Consider the following 19,290-nt stretch of genomic DNA (forward strand, 5'->3'; position numbering starts at 1 on the left):
GGACCGGCGAGAACCGTCGGCGCTCAGCCGCGGCGGCGGAGCCGTACGGGCGGTTGTGCCGGAGCCGGGCGGCCGGGCTGCATCAGCCGGGGGCCCGGTCCCTCGGCGGCCAGGGTGTCGTCGGGGTTGTAGAGGGCGCAGCGTTGCAGGGACAGGCAGCCGCAGCCGATGCAGCCGCTCAGGTCGTCGCGTAGCCGGGTGAGCAGGTCGATCCGCTCGTCGAGCTTGGCCCGCCAGCCCGCCGACAGCCGGGCCCAGTCGGTGGCGGTCGGCGTACGGGCGTCCGGCAGCGAGTCGAGGGCGGCCCGGATGTCCGACAGTGGGACACCGACCTGCTGGGCGATCCGGATGAACGCGACCCGGCGCAGTTCGGCCCGTTCGTAGCGGCGCTGGTTGCCGCCGGTGCGTCCGGCGCGGATCAGGCCGAGCCGCTCGTAGTAGCGCAGTGCGGACGCGGCCACCCCGGACCGCGCGGACAGATCACCGATGGTGAGTGTCTCCTGCATCGCCTCGCCCTTGAGTTGAAGTCCACTTCAACTTGCAGGCTACCGGCATGACAGTCACGACAACGACCGCCGATGCGTCCGTGCTCGGCGGGCTGCTGCGCCGGGTGACCGGCGACGAGAAGCACGCCCCGAGCGCCCACTCGACCCTCGACGTGCTGTGGGTCCTCTACGACCGGATCCTGCGGGTGACCCCGGACACCGTGGACGCCCCGGACCGGGATCGGTTCCTGCTGTCGAAGGGGCACGGTCCGGCCGCCTACTACGCCGTACTGGCCGCCAAGGGGTTCATCCCGCCCGAATGGCTCGACGACCTCGGCGGGCCGGACAGTCCGCTCGGCTACCACCCGGACCGGCTGCTGGTCCCCGGCGTCGAGATCGGCTCCGGCTCGCTGGGGCACGGCCTGGGGCTGGGCGTCGGCACCGCGCTCGGCCTGCGCGCCCAGGGTCTGACCGACCCCCGGGTGTACGTCCTGCTCGGCGACGCCGAACTCGACGAGGGCGCCAACCACGAGGCGATCACGTACGCGGGCGCCACCGGAATCGACACGGTGACCGCCGTCGTCGTCGACAACCGCTCCGCCACCCACGGCTGGCCGGGCGGCATCGACACCCGGTTCACCGTCAACGGCTGGACCGCGGCGACGGTCGACGGCCGCGACCACGACGCCCTCGCCGCCGCGCTCACCGCACACCGGCCCGGGCGTCCGCACGTCGTGGTAGCCGTCGTCGCCCCGAAGCACTGACCGATCCGAGACGGAGAAACCTCATGCGGGACACCTTCATCGAGACCACGACGACCCTGCTGGCCGAGAATCCGCGTACGGCGGTGGTGCTCGCCGACATCTCGGCCGTCGCACTGGAACCGGCGGCACGCCGGCACCCCGACCGGGTGCTCAACGTCGGCATCCGCGAGCAGTTGATGATCGGCGTCGCCGGCGGGCTGGCCCTGACCGGACTGCGGCCGATCGTGCACTCGTACGCGACGTTCGTGGTCGACCGCGCGTACGAGCAGATCAAGCTCGACCTGGACCACCAGGGGGTCGGAGCGGTCCTGGTCAGCGTCGGCGCCTCGTACGACGGCGCGGAGATGGGCCGGACCCACATGTCCCCCGGTGACGTACGGCTCTTCGACACGCTGACCGGCTGGACGGTGCAGGTACCCGGGCACCGCGACGAGGTGCCGGCGCTGCTGCGGGCGGCGGCCGACCACGACGAGCCGGTGTACGTCCGCCTCAGCACCGCGTCGAACACGACCGCACTGCCCGGCAGCGGACGGCTGCGGGTGGTCCGCCGGGCCGGCGCCGGGGCGCCGCTGGCGGTGGCAGTCGGCCCGACCCTCGATCCGCTGCTGGCGGCGACGGAGGGGCTGGACGTGACGGTGGCGTACACGCACACCCCGCGCCCGTTCGACGTGGCCGGGCTACGGACGCTCGCCGGCCGCGACGTGATCCTGGTGGAGCCGTATCTGGCCGGGACGTCGAGCGCGGTGGTGGCCCGGGGACTGTCCGACCTGCCGCACCGGCTGCTCGCGCTCGGTGTCGGCGGCAGTGACCTGCGGCGCTACGGCACCCCGGCCGACCACGACCGGTGGCACGGGCTGGACGCCGCCGGGCTGCGGCGTTCGATCAACGCTTTCCTGGCTTGACCTGGCGGCGGGCGCGTTCCCGGCCCAGGATCCACAGCGCCTCGACGCCGTCCTTCCAGGTGATCTTCTTGCCTTCCTCACGGCCCCGGGCCCGGTAGCTGATCGGCACCTCGTAGGGGCGGATGCGGCGGCGCAGCAGCTTGCCCGTCACCTCCGCCTCCATGCCGAAGCCCTTGGAGCGCACGTCGAGCGACCGGTAGAGGGCGACGGGCAGCAGCTTGAAGCACGTCTCCAGGTCGCCGATGTAGGAGTTGAACATGACGTTCGCGGCGGTCGTCACGGCCTTGTTGCCCATCACGTACCAGAAGCTGTAGGCGCTGTGGCTGCCGAAGGTCCGATTCCCGTAGACGACCGTGGCGCGACCGTCGAGCACCGGGTCGAGCAGTTTCGGAATGTCCTGCGGGTCGTATTCGAGATCGGCGTCGAGGATGACCATGTATTCACCCTCGGCGTTGTCGACCGCCGTCCGGATCGCCGCGCCCTTGCCGGCGTTGCGCTGGTGGGTGATCACCCGGACCCGGGCGTCGTCGGCGCGGCCGAGGATCTCGGACGTCCCGTCGCGGCTGCCGTCATCGACAACGACCAGCTCGATCTCGCACGGGTAGTCGACCGCGAGAGCCTGCTTGAGGGCGTCCGCAACGCGGTCTTCCTCGTTGTAGACCGGCATGAGGATCGAGAGTTTCACTGGAACTCCACCTTACGGACGACTGGTCGGCCTTAGCCTAGCCTGGAGTGGCGCCACCACCGGCCCCGGTCGTGGATCGGCACCCAGCATGGTGGTGTTTACTTCCCGCCATGTCGGCTGCGTGGTCACCCGTTCTCGTGGCTCCGCTCGTGGCGTTCGGCGTACTCGTCCATGCCACCCGGCCGCCGGCCGGCAGCACCGCGCCGCTGCGGCTGGCGGTGGTGCGCGCCGCGCTCGCCGTCGGGGCGTACGCCGTACTGGTGGTCGAAGGGCTCGGCGCGCTCGGGGCGTTGACCGCCCCGGCCGTGGCGCTGGCCTGGCTGCTGTTCCTGGCCGGTGCCGGCACGCTGGCCGGGCTGCGCCGCCGCCGCGGCGCGGACCACCGCCCGTGGGCCTCCGCCGTCGGCCGGCTGCGCGAGTTCCGGCGTACGGCCAGCCGCGGCGAGCTGCTGCTGGCCGGCGGGATCGGGCTGCTGGTCGTCGCCGAGCTGGTCGTGGCGCTGCTGGCCGAGCCCAACAACTTCGACTCGCAGACCTACCACCTGCCGAAGATCGAGCGGTGGGTGGCGCAGGCCGACCTGACGCCCTGGCCGACCGCGATCCACCGGCAGGTCACGATTCCGCCGGGTGCCGAATACCTGTTGCTGCACCTGCGGCTGCTGACCGGCGGCGACGCGCTCTACAACCTGGTGCAGTGGGCCGCCGGGGTCGGCTGCCTGCTGCTGGTGGCCCGGATCGTCGCCCAGTTCGGCGGCGGCCGGCGGACGCAGCTTCTCGCCGCGTTCCTGGTCGGTACGACCCCGATGGTGACGCTCCAGGCCACCAGCACCCAGACCGACCTGGTCGTGGCGGCGTGGACGGTGTGCGTGGCCACGCTGGCGCTCGACGGGCTGCGCCGCCGGGCGACCGCGGGCGAGGTGCTGGCGCTCGGCGCGGCGACCGGGTTGATCGCGATCACCAAGACCAGCGGGCTGCTCGGTGCCGCACCGATGCTGGCGCTGTGGGGGGTCGCCCAGTTGCGGGTGACGGCGACCGGCTCGGCGGTCGCCGCCTGGCCGGCTGGCGGCGGGTGGCGGCGGGGCACCCTGCGTACGGCCGGCGCGTCGGTCGCCATCCTGATGGTGGCCGCCACGCTGGCCGGGCCGTTCCTGATCCGGATGACCGCCGACTTCGACCACCCGCTCGGGCCGCCCCGGCTGCGCGAGTCGATCCCGATGCAACGCCACGACCCGCAGTCCATCCTGGTCAACGGCCTGCGGATCGCCCACACCGCGCTGGACACCCCGATCGCGCCGCTGCGCGACGTGTCGGCGGCCGCGATCGAGGGGGTGGCCCGGCTGGTCGGCGTCGACCCGCAGGACCGCGCGATCACCTTCGGTACGACGACGTTCCCGGTCCCGTCCTGGTATCCCGACGAGGACCGGGTCGCGTTCCCGCTGGCCGGAACGCTCTGCCTGATCGGCGGCACGCTGGCGCTGCTGCGCCCCGGGCGGATCGCCCCGGCGCGCGCCGGGGCGGTGCGGGCGTACGCCGCCGCGGTGGGGGTGGCGGTGCTGCTGCACGTCTCCACCATCAAGTGGCAGCCGTGGGGCAACCGGCTGATCCTGTTCGCGCTGATCCTGGCCGCCCCGCTGGCGGCGCTGTGGCTCGACGCGCTCTTCCGCCGCCGGGCCACGATCGGGGACGGGGCCGCCGACGCGGACCGGCCCCGCGCGGCAGCCGGGCGGCGGTCCGTGGCGGCCGGGCTGGCCGTCGTCGTGCTCGCCGGATCGGCGCTGGCCGGGGTGCTCGCGATCTCGTACGGCTTCCCGCGCCGGCTGGTCGGCGCCGGCTCGCTGCTGACCACCAGTGACTGGGACACCCGGTTCATCCGCCGGCCGCAGTGGGCCGAGGAGTTCCGGTGGGCGGCCCGGCAGGTCGACGAGGCGGGTGCCCGCCGGGTCGGGCTGGTGCAGCAGAACGACAACTGGGAGTACCCCTGGTGGCTGCTGCTGCGTGACGGTGCGCCGTACGGCCGGCCGGACCGCGAGATCGTCGCGCTCCAGTCGGTGCTGCCGCGGCGTCCGGCGGCCGACCCGGCGGGTGTCGACGCGATCGTCTGCACCGGCGACCGGAAGGTGTGCACCGACCTGGTCCCGGACGGCTGGCGGGTGGAGTTCCGCGGCTACGTCGGCTACGCCGTCCCGCCGACGTGAGCACCCGCCGGGTCGGGACGGTCAGCCGGTCACCGGCTCGGCATGTTTGCCGAGCGCCGAGCGCAGATGGGCCTTCGGCCGGGATCCGACGACCGATCCGACGACGTCGCCGTCGCGGAACACCAGCAGCGTCGGCAGCGACATGACGCCGTAGGCCCGTGCGGTGGCCGGGTTCTCGTCGATGTCGAGCGTGGCCACGGTCATCCGGTCGCCGAATTCGGCGGCCAGCTCGACCAGGCTCTGCGAGATCGCCTTGCAGGGCGGGCACCACCGCGCCCAGAAGTCGACCACCACCGGCCGGTCGCTGGCCAGCACGGTGCTTGCGAAGGTGTCGTCGGTGATGACGGTCAGCGCACGGGCTTCGGTGTCGTGCAGCATGTTTCCTCCCGGTTGGCGATGGCGAGGGTGAGTTGCGTGTGCAGCTGCCGGCGTACCGCGCTCAGCCGGTCGACGTACACATCGACCTCGGCGATCTTGCGCCGGAGCACGGCCACCGAGTCCGGGCAGACGTCACCGGAGCTGTTCCCGGCACGCAGGCAGGCGACGAAGGGGCGGATGTCGTCGAGGTCGAAGCCCACGGCGAGCAGGGCCCGGATCTCGTGTACGACCCGTAGCTCCGACTGGTCGTAGTCCCGGTAGCCGTTGGCGGAGCGTCGGGCCCGCAGCAGCCCGTGCTCCTCGTAGTACCGCAGGGTGCGGGTGCTCGTGCCGGCGCGTCCCGCCAGTTCGCCGATCCGCATCTTCGACCTCCTCGCCCGGCCCGTCATCGCCACGCTAAACGTTCTCGCCGGTGTCAAGGCAAGGTGCGCATGGCAGGGGCCGGGGCGGCGACCTGGAAATCAACCAGAAACATATTTAGCGAGATCTATTCACATCTGCCCGCCAACCACGCTACGTTCTGAAGACTCGATCGATCCCTGACGATCAGAGTGAAAGGAGTGCGTCGATGCCCGGCATCCGTACGCCGGGAGGACGCACCGCGCGAACGTCCCGGCGGCGCAGCCTCACCGCCGCGACCCTCGTCGCGGGACTCGTCCTTCCCCTGCTCGCCGGCGTGGCCGCTCCGGCCGGCGCCGCCGACCGTCCCGTCGTCCAGCCGCTGCCCGCCAACCTGGAAGCGATCCGCGCCGCCGAGGCGACCGAACTCTACGGCAGCCCGGCCATCCGCCCGTTCGAGCAGCGCAAGACCGCCCTCATCACGATGGGCGACAGCGAGATCTCCGGTGAGGGCGTCGGCAACTACGTCCCCGGCACCCATCAGGCCGGCAACTGGTGCGACCGCAGCTTCGACCAGGCCGTGTTCCGGACCGGCATCGCCTCCGACGTGCAGTTCAACGTCGCCTGCTCCGGCGCCACGCCGTGGAACCTGATCGCCGGCGGTCCGACCCAGTGGAACGAACTCAACCAGGGCGACAATCTCGCGATCAAGGCCCGGAACACCCGGATCAAGCTGATCTGGGTCGTCGCCGGCGCCAACGGCGAGGGCACCATCCAGTTCGGACCGGTCGCCACCGACTGCGCGATCAGCCGGGTCTTCTTCCTCGGCAACTGCTTCCCCGACTACACCGACCAGTGGACCATCCGCACCGACGGCAGCCGCGCGGCCGTCGAGGAGGCGCTGAACAGCATCCGCGACACCATGACGAAGGCCGGCTACCTGCGCACCGACTACGAGCTGGTGCTGCAGTCGTACCCGGGTCCGGTCAGCCCGGACGTCGAGGACAATCCGAACTTCCCCGGCTGGTACTCGGGCGGCTGCCTGTTCTACCTGTCCGACACCGCGTTCGCCCGCAACAAGGCCGTACCGCTGTTCGAGGCGGCGCTGCGCCGGGCGGCGACCAACACCGGCACCCGCTACCTCGACGCCAGCCGGCTCTTCCACGGCCACGAGGTGTGCACCGACAACACGTCGGTGCGCGGGCTCTTCATCGAGGTCGGGATCTGGGACGAGAACGCCGCCCGGCAGTCGTTCCATCCCAACTACCGCGGCCACGGCATGTTCGCCGAATGCATGACGGCGTTCTACGACTCCGGACAGGAGCGGGCGACCTGCGTCGACCCGGCCAGCACCGGGAGCGGCGTCCTCTACCCGGGCCTGTTCGAGTTCAAGCAACTCCGCAACGCCGGCACCGGCAACTGCCTCGACGGCAAGGGGTACGACTCACGCAACGGCACCCCGCAGCAGCCGTACACCTGCCACGGTGGCCGGAACCAGGGCTTCTGGTACGACCCGACCAACCGTTCACTGCACTCGGAGCTGTCGCACGACCGGTGCCTCGACGTCTCCGGCGGCACGCTGGCGGCCGGCCAGGCGGTCAACATCCACGACTGCCACGGCGGCGCCAACCAGAAGTTCGTCTTCGCCGGCAACCAGATCAAGCCGGCCGGCGCCGGCAACCTGTGCCTCGCCTTCGACAACCCGATCATCGGTTCGCCCCGGCTGCGGCTGGCCAACTGCGGCGGCAACGCCCGGCAGCAGTGGTCGTTCGAGTCGCGCTCGTTCGCCAACCCGGTGGGCTACGGCCACGACGACTTCATCGGGTCGCGGGTCTACTGACGCCCGCGGGCGAAGGTGCCCGCCGGGCCGATCGGGCGGCTCGGCGGGCCCCTCCGTCACGTCGAACCCGGGGCACCCGACGGTGCCCCGGGTTCAGAACGCGACGGCGGGGCTGAGCTTCGGCGCACGGGGAGCGCCGGCCAGCCCCTTTCGGGTCTCGGTGCGGTCCACGGTGATCCGCGGCCGGAAAAGGTGGGTCAGCAACGCGTCGACGTGCCAGACCTGCTTCGGCTGGCTGACCGGGATGGCGAACCGCTCCCGTACGCCGTCGACGGCGGTGGCGGCCACCTCGATCGCGGACGTACGCGGGTCCGGGTTCCAGGTCACGTTGCTCAGGTGCCGCAGTTCGGTGTTGAGGTGCAGGCGCAGCCGGTGCAGCAGCCGGGTCTCCTGGGTGACGACGAGGCGCCGGTAGGTCAGCAGCATCAGGAACTCTCCCCGCAGCGGGCGGTCGACCCGGATGCAGCGACTGACCAGCACGGTCGCGTCGTCGGCCTCGACACACCGGCGGAAGACCGGCATGTGCCGGCTCACCGTCGGGATGGCCACCCCGGCCTCGGCCGCGGCGGGAAGGAACGTACGTGAGAACACGTCCATGACCTGGTTAACGACGCGTTGACACATTATGACGCGGCGTCGGTCGTGAAAAGTGCGGCTAAAGAAGTTCCACGATGGTCGCGTTCGCCATCCCGCCACCCTCGCACATGGTCTGCAGGCCGTAGCGGATGCCGTTGTCCCGCATGTGGTGCAGCATCGTCGTCATGATCCGGGCGCCGGAGCCGCCGAGCGGGTGACCGAGGGCGATCGCCCCGCCGAGCGGGTTGAGCCGGGCCGGGTCGGCCCCGGTCTCGGCCAGCCAGGCCAGCGGCACCGGGGCGAACGCCTCGTTGACCTCGTAGACGCCGATGTCGGTGATGTCGAGACCGGCCCGGCGCAGCGCCTTCGCGGTGGCCGGGATCGGCGCGGTCAGCATGATCACCGGGTCGTCGGCGGCGACGACGGCGGTGTGCACGCGGGCCAGCGGGTGCAGGCCGTGGGCGCGGGCCCACTCCGAGGTGGTGACGGCCAGGGCGGCGGCTCCGTCGGAGATCTGCGAGGCGGAGCCGGCGGTGACCACGCCGTCGGCCCGGAACGGGGTTTTCAACTCGGCGAGCCTGGCGACCGAGGTGTCCCGGCGTACCCCCTCGTCGGTGGTCACCTTGCCGCCGTCGGGCGTGCCGACCGGCGCGATCTCGGCGTCGAAGGCACCGGCGTCCTGGGCCGCCGCCGCCCGCTCGTGGCTCGCCAGCGCGAACTCGTCGAGCCGGGTGCGGGACAGGCTCCACCGCCGGGCGATCAACTCGGCGCCGACGCCCTGGTTGAACGGGACCGGCTCGTCGACCGCGAACCCCTCGACGCCCCGGTAGCGGTCCCGCACCTGGTTGCCGTACGGCAGCCCGCCGGCCGCGCTGGCACCCATCTGCACCCGGCTCATCGACTCGACGCCGCCGGCGACGACGAGGTCGGCCTGGCCGGAGACGACGGTGGCGGCGGCGAAGTGCAGTGCCTGCTGGCTCGACCCGCACTGCCGGTCGAGGGTGGTGCCGGGGACCGACTCCGGCCAGCCGGCGGCGAGTGCGGCGTTGCGGCCGACGTTCCACGACTGGTCGCCGACCTGTGACACGCAGCCCCAGACCACGTCTTCGACGTCGGCGGGGTCGAGGCCGGTGCGCTCGGCGAGGGCGCGCAGGACGTGGGCGGAGAGGTCGACCGGGTGGACGCCGGACAGCCCGCCCTTGCGCCGCCCGACCGGGGTCCGTACCGCGCCGACGATGACCGCATCCCGCATATCTACTCCCCGGTAACTTGAGTCGGATCGATACTACCGCCCGCCACGCGGACCCGCCCCTCAAGATCGCGTCGATCAAGGGGATTTCCCCGACAAATCAGGGCGCGAATCCCGCAACTACTCCTTGATCAGCGACAAGAGGCGGCAGAGGGCGACAAGAGGCGGCGGGGGCGGGTGGCGGGGAGGCGGGGGTGGCATGCTCGCGGGATGGGTGACGTGGGTGCGGTGACGAGTTGGCGGGTCGCCCGGTCGATGCCGCTACTCAAGATCGTCAGTGCCGCGGCGCTGCTGCTCATCGGGTACGGCCTCGCCGGCGGTGACCCGGTCACCCTGGGCCTGGCGGTGCTGGTCGCGGTGGTCCTGCTGGGCTGGGCGGTACGCGACATCGTCGTACCGGTCCGGCTGGCCGTCGACGAGGACGGCGTCACCGTCGTCACCGGCTATGCCCGCCGACGACACCTGCCCTGGGACCGCATCGAGCGGATCACCGTCGACACCCGGCCCCGCCTCGGGCTGCGTACCGAGACCCTGGAGATCGACGCCGGGGATTCGCTGCACCTGCTCGGGGCGTACGACCTCGGCGCCGCCCCGGCCGACGTGGCCGCCACCCTCCAGGCGGCCCGGCGGGTGGCCGCCGGCGACCCGCCCGGCTGACCATCCGGCCGGGCCCGCCCGGGTAGGCGGCCACCGGCCGTCAGATGCTCAGCATCGCCGTTCGCATGATCGTCAAGGCGATCAGCAGCAGGAAGATCGCCCCCATGCCGACGCCCTGGACCAGGTTGCGGTGCTCGCGGGGGGCGTACGCCAGGATCGTGCCGACCAGCGCACCGACCACCATGCCGCCGAGGTGCCCGGCGATCGAGATCCCCGGTACGGCGAACGTGAACACGATGTTGATGATGATCACGGGAAGCACGGCCGAGGTGTCCCGACCCATCCGGCGCAGCAGGAGGAACAGCGCGGCGAAGAGTCCGAAGATCGCGCCGGAGGCGCCGGCGGTCAGCGCGTTGGGGGCGAAGTAGTAGACCGCGACGCTGCCGCCGAGCCCGGACAGCAGATAGAGCCCGAGGAAGCGCAGCGGTCCGAGGGCGGCCTCCAGGTTCCGGCCGAGGACCCACAGCGCCCACATGTTCATCAGCAGGTGCAGCACGCCGTAGTGCAGGAACAGCGCGGTGACCATGCGGTAGTACTCGCCCTGCACGATGCCGCCGACGATCGTCCCGTCGGACAGCCTGGTCGCCAGCTCCGGGTCGCCGCCGTAGTTGGCGCCCCAGCCGATCAGCGGCGTGTAGCCGCCGAGCAGGCCGCCCCAGCCGCCGCCGGCGAGGCCCTCGCCACCGCCGGAGATGACCGAGAGGATCATCACCAGGACGTTGAGCCCGAGAAGGGTCTTGGTGACCAGGCCCCGCTGGCCGGCGGCACCGCCACCGAAGGCGGTGCGCACCGGCCGCTGGGTCCGCCGGCCCTCGGCGACACACTCGGGACACTGGTGACCGACCGACGCGTCACGCATGCACTCGGGGCAGATCGGCCGGTCGCAGCGGGTGCACCGGATGTAGGTCTCGCGGCCCGGGTGGCGGTAGCAGACCGGGACGGTCGGCGGGGACTGGCTCACCGGGTCGCCCCGCGCCGGGGCGACCGGCGGTGATCATCGACGGCATGGGGCGGGACGGCCCGCGAGCAGCGCTCGGTCATGCCGGCAAAGATACCCGCAGGACGTATCAGGCGGCGGTGCGCTCGATCTCGACCCGCTCGATGACGACCTCGCTGCGGGGACGGTCGCCCGGACCGGTCGGGGTGTTGGCGATCGAATCGACGACCTTCTTCGACTCTTCGTCGGCGACCTCACCGAAGATGGTGTGCGCGTTGGTCAGGTGCGGCGTCGGGCTGACGGTGATGAAGAACTGCGAACCGTTGGTGACCGGCCGCGAGGTGTTCGCCATACCCAGGAGGTAGGGCCGGTTGAAGCTCAGCTCGGGGTGGAACTCGTCGGCGAACGTGTAGCCCGGGCCACCGCGGCCGGTGCCGGTCGGGTCACCCATCTGGATCATGAAGCCGCTGATCACCCGGTGCGAGATCGTGCCGTCGTAGTACGGGCCGCTGCCCGGCTGGCCGGTGCGCGGGTCGATGTATTCCTGGGTGCCCTCGGCGAGCCCGACGAAGTTGCGGACCGTCTTCGGCGCGTGGTTGGGGAAGAGTTCCAACCGGATCGCGCCGTGGTTCGTGTGCAGAGTGGCGTAAATGGCCTCGGCCACGGGTACTCCTCTGTCGTTGGTCAGTTCCTTGCGGATCCTCCCATGTGCCCGTTCCGGCAGTGCGGAGGCATCCGAAGGTGCAGGATGACATTGGAACAACACCCAGGGAGGTGGGGACTGGTGTTTGGAATCGGGCGGCGCAAGACCCATGGCCAGCTCGCCAAGTCTGAACTGAGCGAAGGCTTCGACCATCTGAGGCAGGCCGCGACACACGCGGCCGGCGGGGTCGGCGCGGCCGTCGGACCTCGGGTTCAGTCGGCACGCGCGTACATGCAGCCGACGGCGGGACGGATCCGCGACGGCGCGATGTCGGGCTGGGGGTCGACGATGGCCGCGCTCGCACCGCTGGCCGTCGCCGCGTCCGACGGAGCGCGGCAGGCCGGCACGGTGGCGCGCAAGGCCAAGAGCAACAACCTCAAGAAGCTGCGGAAGTCCGGGTCGAAGCGGTCGAGCCGCAAGTGGCCGATGATCACCGGACTGGTGGTGGCGGGGGCCGCGGTGGGCACGGTCGGTGCGATCGCGATGCGCCGCCGGCAGCAACAGCAGTGGGAGGAGTACGACCCGAGCCGCCCCCTGGACACGCTGCCCGACGACCCCGCCTCGGCCATCGACACCGCGCCGGACAACCCGCTGCGCGATCCGGCGGCGGGACGTTCGACGACCGGCGAGCAGGTCGGATCGATGGGCGACCGGACCGCCGCGGCGATGGACGAGGCGAAGAACCGGGCCGCCTCGGCCCTGAGCGAGGCCAAGGGCAAGGCGTCCTCGGCCGCCGACTCGGCCTCGTCGAAGGCGAAGTCGACGACGGAGTCCGCCAAGCAGAGCACCGGCAACGCCATGAAGCCCGACGGGGTGATGAGCAACGCCTCCGCGCCGTCGCGCAACAGCCGTAGCTGACCGGCCCGGCCCGGCCCCGGCGTGGCACCGCCCGCCGGGGCCGGTTCGTGTCCCGGCGCGTTTCGCCCGGTCGCGAAAGGGGGTCGTTCGCCCGGTCGCGGGAGGGGGTCGTTTCGCCCGGTCGCCGGACGGGGTCAGAGCCAGCCGTTACGGCGGAACCAGCGGTAGAGCCCGACCGAGCTGAGCACCATCACGGTGAGCACGATCGGATAGCCGTATCGCCAGCCGAGTTCCGGCATGAACGTGAAGTTCATGCCGTAGATGCCGGCGATCGCGGTCCACACCGCGGCGATACCGGCCCACGCGGCGATCTTGCGCATGTCGTTGTTCTGGTCGACGGTGACCTGCGCCAGCCGGGCCTGCAGGATCGAGTTGAGCAGGTCGTCGTACGAGTTGACCTGCTCGACGGTGCGGGTCAGATGGTCCTGCACGTCCCGGAAGTAGCGCCGGATCTCCTTCGGCACCTCGCGGTTGATCTGCGCGGTCAGCGTCATCAGCGGCCGCTGGAGCGGAGCCACCGCCCGCTTGAACTCGACCAGTTCACGCTTCATCTGGTAGATCCGCTGGATCCGGCCGTGGCCGTGGCGGGCGAAGACCTCCGACTCCAGCGCGTCGAGGTCGATCTCGACCTGGTCGGCGACCGCGATGTAGAGGTCGACGACCCGGTCGGCGACCGCGTACGCCACCGCCCACGGACCGTGTGCCAGCAGGTCCCGCTTGGCTTCCAGGTCGGCCCGGACCGGGGAGAGCCGGCAGGCGTCGCCGTGCCGCACGCTGATCACGAAGGACGGGCCGATGAACAGCATCACCTGGCCGGTCTCCACGACCTCGGAGTTCTCGGTCAGCTCGCCGTGTTCGACGTAGCGGGCGGTGCGCAGCACCAGGAAGTTGATCTCACCGAAGCGCTCCAGCTTCGGGCGTTGTTCGGCCTTGACCGCGTCTTCGACCGCCAGTTCGTGCAGCCCGAACGTCTGGGCGATCTGCGTCATCTCCGGCAGTTCGGGCTCGTGCAGGCCGACCCAGACGAAGGCGCGGTCGGCCTCGCGGGCGGCGGCCAGCGCGTCGGCGTAGTGCCATTGGCCCGGTTGCCGCGTCCCGTCGACGTAGAGGGCGCAGTCGACGATGGCGCTACGGCCGGACGACGGCGCGGAACGGGTCGGCGGCCTTGGGGGTTCGGGGGTGAGGATGCGGGTCACCGCTCGTACGGGGCCCCGCCAGGCACGTCGGTTCATGTCGACCTCCCTCCGCCGGCACGGGTGTGCGGGTTGCACGGTACGCCGCTCGGGCGGGGTCCGGCGGAAGGATCACGAGGGTGTGCCGGCGTGCCGACGGGGTGGCGCCGGGCGGACCGACCGCTTACAGGGGGTGGGGTGCGAGCGGCCCGCCCGGCGCCGAGGGGCGGGGGTGGTGTCCAGGGGGTCATCCGTACGGGGATCGACCGCTCGCAGCATTGTGGGCCGTTGGCCGGCCCGGCGGGAACCCCGGACCGGCCACGACGGCTCATTGTCAAAAATCCGACACAAATTTAGCGGCGGACAGCCTCGACGGCAGCCGCCAGACGACGTACACCCTCGTCGATACGATCGGCGGTCACCGCCGAATACGCCAGCCGCAACGCGTGCTCTCCGCCCTCGGCGACGAAGTCGCTGCCCTTGACGACCGCCACACCGCGCTCCTGCGCCGCGACGAACACGTCCGCCGCGAACACGTCGTCGGGCAGCTCGATCCAGAGGAAGTAACCGCCGTCCGGCTCGGTGAACCGCACTCCCGGGATGTGCTCACGCAACGCGGCGGCCAGCAGGCCGGCCCGCTCACCGAGCGCGTCGCACACGGTGCGGATCGACCGGTCGATGTCGCCGGAGACGCAGAACTGGTGGACGATGCCCTGCGCGACCATGCCGGGCGAGATGTAGAGGTTGGTGGCCCGCTTCGCGATGTCGGCGATCAGCGCCGCCGGCCCGACCAGGTAGCCGACCCGTACGCCCGGGCAGACCGTCTTGGTGAAGCTGGACGCGTGCACGACCACGCCCTGCTCGTCGAGGGAGAGCATCGACGGCAACGCCTCGCCCCGGAACCGGATGTCGGCGTACGGGTCGTCCTCGAAGATCGTGAAGCCGTACTCGACGGCGAGGGCGAGCAGGGCGCGGCGCTTCTCCAGCGACAGCGTCACCCCGGCCGGGTTCTGGTAGTTCGGGATGATGTGCGCCAGCTTCGGGCGCACTCCGGACTCCAGCAGCTTGCGCAGCTCGTCGGTGTCGACGCCGTCCGGCGTGATCGTGACGGCGTGCACCTCGGCACCCTGCTGCCGCAGGTTGAGCAGGGTCCGGTCGTACGTCGGCCGCTCCACCACGACCGCGTCGCCCTCACGCACCACGTGGTCGAAGAGGAACGCATCGGCCTGCAGCGACCCGTTGGTGATGAGCACCTGCTCCGGGGTCACGCCGTGCTTGTCGGCGATCCACTTGCGCAGCGGCAGGTAGCCGACCGACGTGCCGTACGCGGTAAGGCCGGCCGGGTCGGCCTCGAAGGCGCGCACAGCCGCGGCCTTGAGCCCTTCGATGTCGACGATGTCCAGCGAGGGCGCCCCACGGGCGAAGGAGATCAACTGCTCGGCGGTCATGGTTCTCCAGCCTACGGCCGCCGTCGCGCCCTTTTCCGGCGACCGGGCGAAGTCCGCATCCTGAGCAGTCCGGCGTGGGTCGCCTCGTCCTGTTCGAGGGTTCCCCCTGATCGCTACTGTCAGGGCGTGTCCACCGAGCCCCTCTCGTGCGCCGGAGCGTTGATCGTCGACGACGACGGCCGGATCTTCGTCCAGCGCCGGTCCGCCGCCCGCAAACTCTTCCCCAACTGCTGGGACGTGGTCGGCGGCCACGTCGAGCCCGGCGAGAGCATCGAGGACGCGCTGCAGCGCGAGGTGACCGAGGAGACCGGGTGGACCGTGTCACACGTGCTCGGTCTGGTCGGTGAATACACGTACGTCGGCGACGACGGCATCGCCCGGGTCGAGAGCGACTTCCTGGTCCGGGTCGACGGCGACCTGACCCGACCCCGGCTGGAGGCCGGCAAGCACACCGAGTTCCGCTGGCTCGCCGAGCACGAGACCGTCCTGCTCGACGAGCACCGGCACGTCAACGACGGGCTGATCCGGCGCATCGTCGAGGACGGGTTCGCGGCGCTGCACGTCATCGGCCTGTGATCGACCCTGTCCCGCTCGACCCGCCGGGCTTCGCCGCCCTGGTCGCGCCGGCCGTCGACCGGCTCGTCGTCGGCACCGCCGCGACCGGCTGGGAGCGCGGCGGCGCGGCCCTGAGCCAGCGGTACGGCGGGCCGGCGGCGACCGGCTTCCTGATGGAGTTCCGCACCCGGCTCGCGGCGCCGGGCGGCACCGTCAGCGCCCCCGGCTTCGCCGCCGTCACCCGCCACCGCGACCCGGTGCGTTGCCAACGTGGCCTCGACAAGCAGGTCGCGTACGCGATGATCCACCGCACCACGGAGGGCGGGTTGCAGGCCACCGAACGCGGCCGGACCTACCTCGCCGAGGTCTACGAACTGCACGCCCGGATCACCGGCGAACTGTGGGAGCAGCGGCACGGCGGGCGGGTCGCCCGGCTGGTCGACGTACTCGGGGTGCTGGTCACCGAGGCGGCGCGCGACGGTGGCGACGCCTTCGGCGCGCTGGCCCCGCCGTACGAGCCGGACGGCTGCCCGCCCGGGGTGCTGCTGCTCAACCGGCTGAGCGTGCTGCGCCAGCACCGGGCCGACGCCCACGCCGCCGCCTGGACCGCCGCCGGCCACACCCGGCTCACCATCGCCGACCTGCCACCCGGCCCGGAACGCCTGGCCATCGAGCAGGAGACCGATCGCCGCTCCGCCGCCCCCTACGCCGCGCTGGCGCCGGAAGCCCGCCTCCGCCTCCTGGCCGATCTGGCCGCCCTCCCCACCTGACCCGTTTTTCCTTGATCGCCCCTATCCGCCGGCCCCTCCAAGATCCCCGTGATCAGGGAATAAGCCGCGCGTGTCGTCGGCGCGGCGCGGCTCCAGGTCCCTGATCACCCGGATCTTGGAGGGCCGCCCGACCGCCACGACCGGTGGACCGGTTGGTGTGGCGGATATCCTCCGTCCGTCAGGTGTTCACCTTCAGAGAGGATCTCGTGATGATCGGTCTGGTGCTCGCCGCCGGTGCGGGCCGCCGGCTGCGCCCTTACACCGACACCCTGCCCAAGGCCCTGGTGCCGGTCGATGGCGACACCACGATCCTCGACATCGCGCTGCGCAACCTCGCCGAGGTCGGCCTCACCGACGTCACGGTCGTCGTCGGCTACGCCGCCGGCGCGGTCGAGGACCGCAAGGCCGGCTTCGAGCGGCGCTACGGCGTCAAGCTGACCCTCGTGCACAACGACCGGGCCGAGGAGTGGAACAACGCATACTCGCTCTGGCTCGCCCGCGACCGGTTCGCGCAGGGCGCGCTGCTGGTCAACGGCGACACCGTCCACCCGGTCGGGATCGAGAAGACCCTGCTCGCCGAACGCGGACCGGGCATCCTGCTCGCCATCGACAACGTCAAGCGGCTCGCCGACGAGGAAATGAAGACGACCTTCGACGCGTCCGGCCAGCTCACCCGAATCACCAAGCTGATGGACCCGGCCGCCGCGTTCGGGGAGTACATCGGGGCGACGGTGATCGAGCCGCACGCCGCCGCCGGCCTGGCCGAGGCGCTGGAGGCGACCTGGCGGCGCGACCCCAACCTCTACTACGAGGACGGCTACCAGGAATACGCCGACCGTGGCGGCGAGGTACGCGCGGCCACCATCGGCGAGGTCGACTGGGTGGAGGTCGACAACCACGACGACCTGGCCCGGGCGCGGGAGATCGCGTGCCGTTACTAGCCCGGACCGTCAGCACGCCGCTGGCCATCGAGGTACGCCGCGGCGCCGTCGCCGAACTCGGCGCCCTGCTCGCCGACCGGCGGATCTCGGCCGGCGGCGATGTCGCCCTGGTCGTCGGCCCCGGACAGGGCGAGCGGATCGCCGACCTGTGCCTGCCCGGGCTGCACCGGGCCGACCTGTTCACCGTCGCCGGCGGCACCCTCGACGCCGCCAACCAGCTCGGCGACCGGTTACGCGAGCGGTCGTACGACGCCGTCGTCGGCATCGGCGGCGGCAAGACCATCGACACCGCCAAATACGCCGCCAGCCGGCTCGCGATCCCGATGGTGTCGGTGGCGACCAGCCTCGCCAACGACGGGATCGCCTCCCCGGTCGCCTCCCTCGACCACGGCACCGGCAAGGGCTCCTACGGCACCCACGTGCCGATCGCCATCGTGGTCGACCTCGACTTCGTCGAGAACGGGCCGGACCGGCAGACCCAGGCCGGGATCGGCGACGCCGTCAGCAACATCAACGCGGTCGCGGACTGGGAACTCGCGCACCGGGTCCGGGCCGAGCCGATCGACGGACTCGCCGTGACGCTGGCGCGTACCGGCGCCGAGGCGCTGGTCAACCACCCCGGCAAGATCACCGACGACGGCTTCCTGACCACGCTCGCGGAAGCACTCATCCTCGGCGGGATCTCGATGGCGGTCTGCGGCTCCAGCCGCCCCGCCAGCGGCGGCTGCCACGAGATCTCCCACGCCATCGACCACCTCCACCCCGGCACCGGCTCGCACGGCGAGCAGGTCGGGCTCGGCGCGCTCTTCTGCACCTTCCTGCGCGACGAGCCGGAACGGTTCGGGCAACTCGCGCTCTGCCTGCGCCGGCACGGCCTGCCCGTACACCCGGCCGACCTGGGACTCACCGACGAGCAGTTCGTCGATGTCGTCGCCCACGCGCCGGCCACCCGGCCGGACCGCTACACCGTCCTCGAACACCTCGCGATGGGGCCCGACGAGATCCGTAGGCGGCTGGCAGACTACGCCGATGCACTCCGCGACCATGCCGGTTGATCTTCCCCGGCCGACGTTCAACGACTTCTACCGCGTCAACCGTGGTGGTGGGCTGTTCAGCGAGGCACTGAGCCAGCGGCTGGGCGCCGCCTTCGCCCTGACCGGCCAGCGCTTCGGGCTCAGCCCCACCGCGCTGACGCTGACCAACCTGGTCATCGGCCTGTCGGCCTCGGTCGCGGTGATCGCGCTCGCCGGGCCGGTCGCGGACGGGTCCCTGCCGGCCTGGGTGGTCGGGCTGGTCGCGCTGGTCGGCTGGCAGATCGCATACGCCCTGGACTGCGCGGACGGTCAGTTGGCCCGGGTCACCGGCAAGGGCAGCGCGGCCGGCGCCCGGATCGACATCCTCTGTGACGTGGCCGCCCAGATCGCCCTGGTCACCGCACTGTCCGCGACCACGGTCGCACAACGGCCCGATACTCCGGTCTGGCTGGTCGCGGTGTTCGCCGGCACCTGGATGGTCAACCTGGTGACGTCGGTGCTCCAGTCCGGAGACAACGCGGCCAGCATGGTCACCTCGACGTCGCTTCCGGTGCGCCTGGTGAAGCTGATCCGCGACTACGGCGCGGTGATCTTCGTGGCCGCGCTGGTCCTGCTGTTCGCCCCGGCGCTGACGGTGTGGCTGATCGCCGCCTTCAGCCTGGTCAACGGTGGCTTCCTGCTGGCGAGCATCGCCTTCTCCGCCCGCGCCGCCGTCCGCTAGACCGCGTCCCTACCGCCCCGCTCGCTGTTGGGGCGCCCCGAGATCCGCGTGATCAGGGAGTTCGTGCCGCCACCCGCCGAC

At 71.6% G+C, this 19,290-nt stretch carries 21 protein-coding genes; 11 read left to right on the plus strand and 10 right to left on the minus strand.

The genetic code is table 11. The features are described from left to right. Window positions 1-23 precede the first annotated feature (23 nt). On the minus strand, window positions 24-506 hold the full coding sequence (gene soxR / locus QCD66_RS36050) for a redox-sensitive transcriptional activator SoxR (protein WP_364213499.1): 483 nt from the start codon (window positions 504-506) through the stop codon (window positions 24-26). A gap of 47 nt (window positions 507-553) precedes the next feature. Between soxR and QCD66_RS36055 the strand changes: the two genes are divergently transcribed. Both QCD66_RS36055 and QCD66_RS36060 read left to right on the plus strand, forming a co-directional pair. Continuing rightward, window positions 554-1,249: a transketolase gene (locus QCD66_RS36055; RefSeq protein ID WP_375734269.1), complete on the plus strand. Its 696-nt coding sequence runs from the start codon at window positions 554-556 to the stop codon at window positions 1,247-1,249. A gap of 23 nt (window positions 1,250-1,272) precedes the next feature. Further along, window positions 1,273-2,151, plus strand: a complete 879-nt coding sequence (locus QCD66_RS36060) for a transketolase family protein (RefSeq protein ID WP_375734270.1) — start codon at window positions 1,273-1,275, stop codon at window positions 2,149-2,151. Here QCD66_RS36060 and QCD66_RS36065 read toward each other — a convergent pair. Continuing rightward, the gene (locus QCD66_RS36065) at window positions 2,132-2,836 is read right to left on the minus strand and encodes a glycosyltransferase family 2 protein (RefSeq protein ID WP_357534962.1); all 705 of its coding nucleotides are present in this window, start codon (window positions 2,834-2,836) and stop codon (window positions 2,132-2,134) included. The genes QCD66_RS36060 and QCD66_RS36065 overlap by 20 nt on opposite strands. Window positions 2,837-2,946: 110 nt before the next feature. Here QCD66_RS36065 and QCD66_RS36070 point away from each other — a divergent pair, with 110 nt between their 5' ends. Further along, window positions 2,947-5,031 (plus strand): hypothetical protein, encoded by a 2,085-nt coding sequence (locus QCD66_RS36070; protein ID WP_375734271.1) that lies wholly within the window; start codon window positions 2,947-2,949, stop codon window positions 5,029-5,031. Between the two features lie 21 nt (window positions 5,032-5,052). Here QCD66_RS36070 and trxA read toward each other — a convergent pair whose 3' ends face one another. Beyond that, entirely contained in the window at window positions 5,053-5,409 is a 357-nt protein-coding gene (gene trxA, locus QCD66_RS36075; protein ID WP_364213487.1) for a thioredoxin, read from the minus strand. Then, a complete protein-coding gene (locus tag QCD66_RS36080) occupies window positions 5,379-5,771 on the minus strand; it encodes a MerR family transcriptional regulator (protein WP_375734272.1) in 393 nt (130 codons plus the stop codon). The genes trxA and QCD66_RS36080 overlap by 31 nt, the downstream gene beginning before the upstream one ends. Before the next feature lie 206 nt (window positions 5,772-5,977). Here QCD66_RS36080 and QCD66_RS36085 point away from each other — a divergent pair, with 206 nt between their 5' ends. Further along, the gene (locus QCD66_RS36085; protein WP_375734273.1) at window positions 5,978-7,588 is read left to right on the plus strand and encodes a ricin-type beta-trefoil lectin domain protein; all 1,611 of its coding nucleotides are present in this window, start codon (window positions 5,978-5,980) and stop codon (window positions 7,586-7,588) included. 93 nt (window positions 7,589-7,681) lie between these two features. Here the strand turns inward: QCD66_RS36085 and QCD66_RS36090 are convergent, their stop codons facing one another. After that, window positions 7,682-8,185, minus strand: a complete 504-nt coding sequence (locus QCD66_RS36090; RefSeq protein ID WP_357534972.1) for a hypothetical protein — start codon at window positions 8,183-8,185, stop codon at window positions 7,682-7,684. Window positions 8,186-8,243: 58 nt separating this feature from the next. Then, window positions 8,244-9,416, minus strand: coding sequence for a thiolase family protein (locus QCD66_RS36095; RefSeq protein WP_375734274.1), 1,173 nt, complete (start codon window positions 9,414-9,416; stop codon window positions 8,244-8,246). A 207-nt stretch (window positions 9,417-9,623) separates the two neighbouring features. Here QCD66_RS36095 and QCD66_RS36100 point away from each other — a divergent pair, with 207 nt between their 5' ends. Then, on the plus strand, window positions 9,624-10,070 hold the full coding sequence (locus tag QCD66_RS36100; RefSeq protein ID WP_364213475.1) for a PH domain-containing protein: 447 nt from the start codon (window positions 9,624-9,626) through the stop codon (window positions 10,068-10,070). Between the two features lie 40 nt (window positions 10,071-10,110). Here QCD66_RS36100 and QCD66_RS36105 read toward each other — a convergent pair whose 3' ends face one another. Together QCD66_RS36105 and QCD66_RS36110 are read right to left on the minus strand one after the other, a co-directional pair. Continuing rightward, window positions 10,111-11,031, minus strand: coding sequence for a rhomboid family intramembrane serine protease (locus QCD66_RS36105; RefSeq protein ID WP_375734275.1), 921 nt, complete (start codon window positions 11,029-11,031; stop codon window positions 10,111-10,113). 106 nt (window positions 11,032-11,137) lie between these two features. Next, complete coding sequence (locus QCD66_RS36110; RefSeq protein ID WP_364213470.1) at window positions 11,138-11,671, minus strand: peptidylprolyl isomerase; 534 nt, start codon at window positions 11,669-11,671, stop codon at window positions 11,138-11,140. A gap of 120 nt (window positions 11,672-11,791) precedes the next feature. Here QCD66_RS36110 and QCD66_RS36115 point away from each other — a divergent pair, with 120 nt between their 5' ends. Then, entirely contained in the window at window positions 11,792-12,568 is a 777-nt protein-coding gene (locus QCD66_RS36115) for a hypothetical protein (protein WP_375734276.1), read from the plus strand. A gap of 134 nt (window positions 12,569-12,702) precedes the next feature. On the opposite strand, the gene corA is transcribed toward QCD66_RS36115, so the two are convergent. Together corA and QCD66_RS36125 are read right to left on the minus strand one after the other, a co-directional pair. Continuing rightward, window positions 12,703-13,800, minus strand: coding sequence for a magnesium/cobalt transporter CorA (corA, locus tag QCD66_RS36120; protein WP_357534983.1), 1,098 nt, complete (start codon window positions 13,798-13,800; stop codon window positions 12,703-12,705). A 293-nt stretch (window positions 13,801-14,093) separates the two neighbouring features. After that, window positions 14,094-15,188 carry a PLP-dependent aminotransferase family protein gene (locus tag QCD66_RS36125; RefSeq protein ID WP_375734277.1) on the minus strand — a complete coding sequence of 365 codons (1,095 nt, stop codon included), beginning with the start codon at window positions 15,186-15,188 and terminating at the stop codon, window positions 14,094-14,096. Between the two features lie 126 nt (window positions 15,189-15,314). On the opposite strand from QCD66_RS36125, the gene QCD66_RS36130 reads away from it, so the two are divergent. From QCD66_RS36130 to QCD66_RS36150, 5 genes are all read left to right on the plus strand, one after another. Further along, window positions 15,315-15,764: an NUDIX domain-containing protein gene (locus tag QCD66_RS36130; protein WP_364213461.1), complete on the plus strand. Its 450-nt coding sequence runs from the start codon at window positions 15,315-15,317 to the stop codon at window positions 15,762-15,764. Beyond that, window positions 15,761-16,513, plus strand: coding sequence for a hypothetical protein (locus tag QCD66_RS36135; RefSeq protein WP_364213458.1), 753 nt, complete (start codon window positions 15,761-15,763; stop codon window positions 16,511-16,513). Before QCD66_RS36130 ends, QCD66_RS36135 begins: the two co-directional genes overlap by 4 nt. Before the next feature lie 209 nt (window positions 16,514-16,722). Further along, complete coding sequence (locus tag QCD66_RS36140) at window positions 16,723-17,454, plus strand: phosphocholine cytidylyltransferase family protein (protein WP_357534989.1); 732 nt, start codon at window positions 16,723-16,725, stop codon at window positions 17,452-17,454. Further along, window positions 17,442-18,509, plus strand: coding sequence for an iron-containing alcohol dehydrogenase family protein (locus tag QCD66_RS36145; RefSeq protein WP_375734278.1), 1,068 nt, complete (start codon window positions 17,442-17,444; stop codon window positions 18,507-18,509). Before QCD66_RS36140 ends, QCD66_RS36145 begins: the two co-directional genes overlap by 13 nt. Beyond that, window positions 18,484-19,209 (plus strand): CDP-alcohol phosphatidyltransferase family protein, encoded by a 726-nt coding sequence (locus QCD66_RS36150; protein ID WP_364213454.1) that lies wholly within the window; start codon window positions 18,484-18,486, stop codon window positions 19,207-19,209. Before QCD66_RS36145 ends, QCD66_RS36150 begins: the two co-directional genes overlap by 26 nt. The last annotated feature ends 81 nt before the right edge of the window (window positions 19,210-19,290 follow it).

The organism is Polymorphospora sp. A560 (genome assembly GCF_045781765.1).
Classification (GTDB): Bacteria; Actinomycetota; Actinomycetes; order Mycobacteriales; family Micromonosporaceae; genus Polymorphospora; species Polymorphospora lycopeni.

Excerpts from the sequence above, each read along its gene's own strand:
- QCD66_RS36080 (WP_375734272.1), bottom strand. The coding sequence starts at position 5,771 with ATGCGGATCGGCGAACTGGCGGGACGCGCCGGCACGAGCACCCGCACC.
- QCD66_RS36150 (WP_364213454.1), top strand. The coding sequence starts at position 18,484 with ATGCACTCCGCGACCATGCCGGTTGATCTTCCCCGGCCGACGTTCAAC.
- corA (WP_357534983.1), bottom strand. The coding sequence starts at position 13,800 with ATGAACCGACGTGCCTGGCGGGGCCCCGTACGAGCGGTGACCCGCATC.
- QCD66_RS36070 (WP_375734271.1), top strand. The coding sequence starts at position 2,947 with ATGTCGGCTGCGTGGTCACCCGTTCTCGTGGCTCCGCTCGTGGCGTTC.
- QCD66_RS36140 (WP_357534989.1), top strand. The coding sequence starts at position 16,723 with ATGATCGGTCTGGTGCTCGCCGCCGGTGCGGGCCGCCGGCTGCGCCCT.
- soxR (WP_364213499.1), bottom strand. The coding sequence starts at position 506 with ATGCAGGAGACACTCACCATCGGTGATCTGTCCGCGCGGTCCGGGGTG.
- QCD66_RS36125 (WP_375734277.1), bottom strand. The coding sequence starts at position 15,188 with ATGACCGCCGAGCAGTTGATCTCCTTCGCCCGTGGGGCGCCCTCGCTG.
- QCD66_RS36090 (WP_357534972.1), bottom strand. The coding sequence starts at position 8,185 with ATGGACGTGTTCTCACGTACGTTCCTTCCCGCCGCGGCCGAGGCCGGG.
- QCD66_RS36085 (WP_375734273.1), top strand. The coding sequence starts at position 5,978 with ATGCCCGGCATCCGTACGCCGGGAGGACGCACCGCGCGAACGTCCCGG.
- QCD66_RS36060 (WP_375734270.1), top strand. The coding sequence starts at position 1,273 with ATGCGGGACACCTTCATCGAGACCACGACGACCCTGCTGGCCGAGAAT.
- QCD66_RS36055 (WP_375734269.1), top strand. The coding sequence starts at position 554 with ATGACAGTCACGACAACGACCGCCGATGCGTCCGTGCTCGGCGGGCTG.
- trxA (WP_364213487.1), bottom strand. The coding sequence starts at position 5,409 with ATGCTGCACGACACCGAAGCCCGTGCGCTGACCGTCATCACCGACGAC.
- QCD66_RS36095 (WP_375734274.1), bottom strand. The coding sequence starts at position 9,416 with ATGCGGGATGCGGTCATCGTCGGCGCGGTACGGACCCCGGTCGGGCGG.
- QCD66_RS36100 (WP_364213475.1), top strand. The coding sequence starts at position 9,624 with ATGGGTGACGTGGGTGCGGTGACGAGTTGGCGGGTCGCCCGGTCGATG.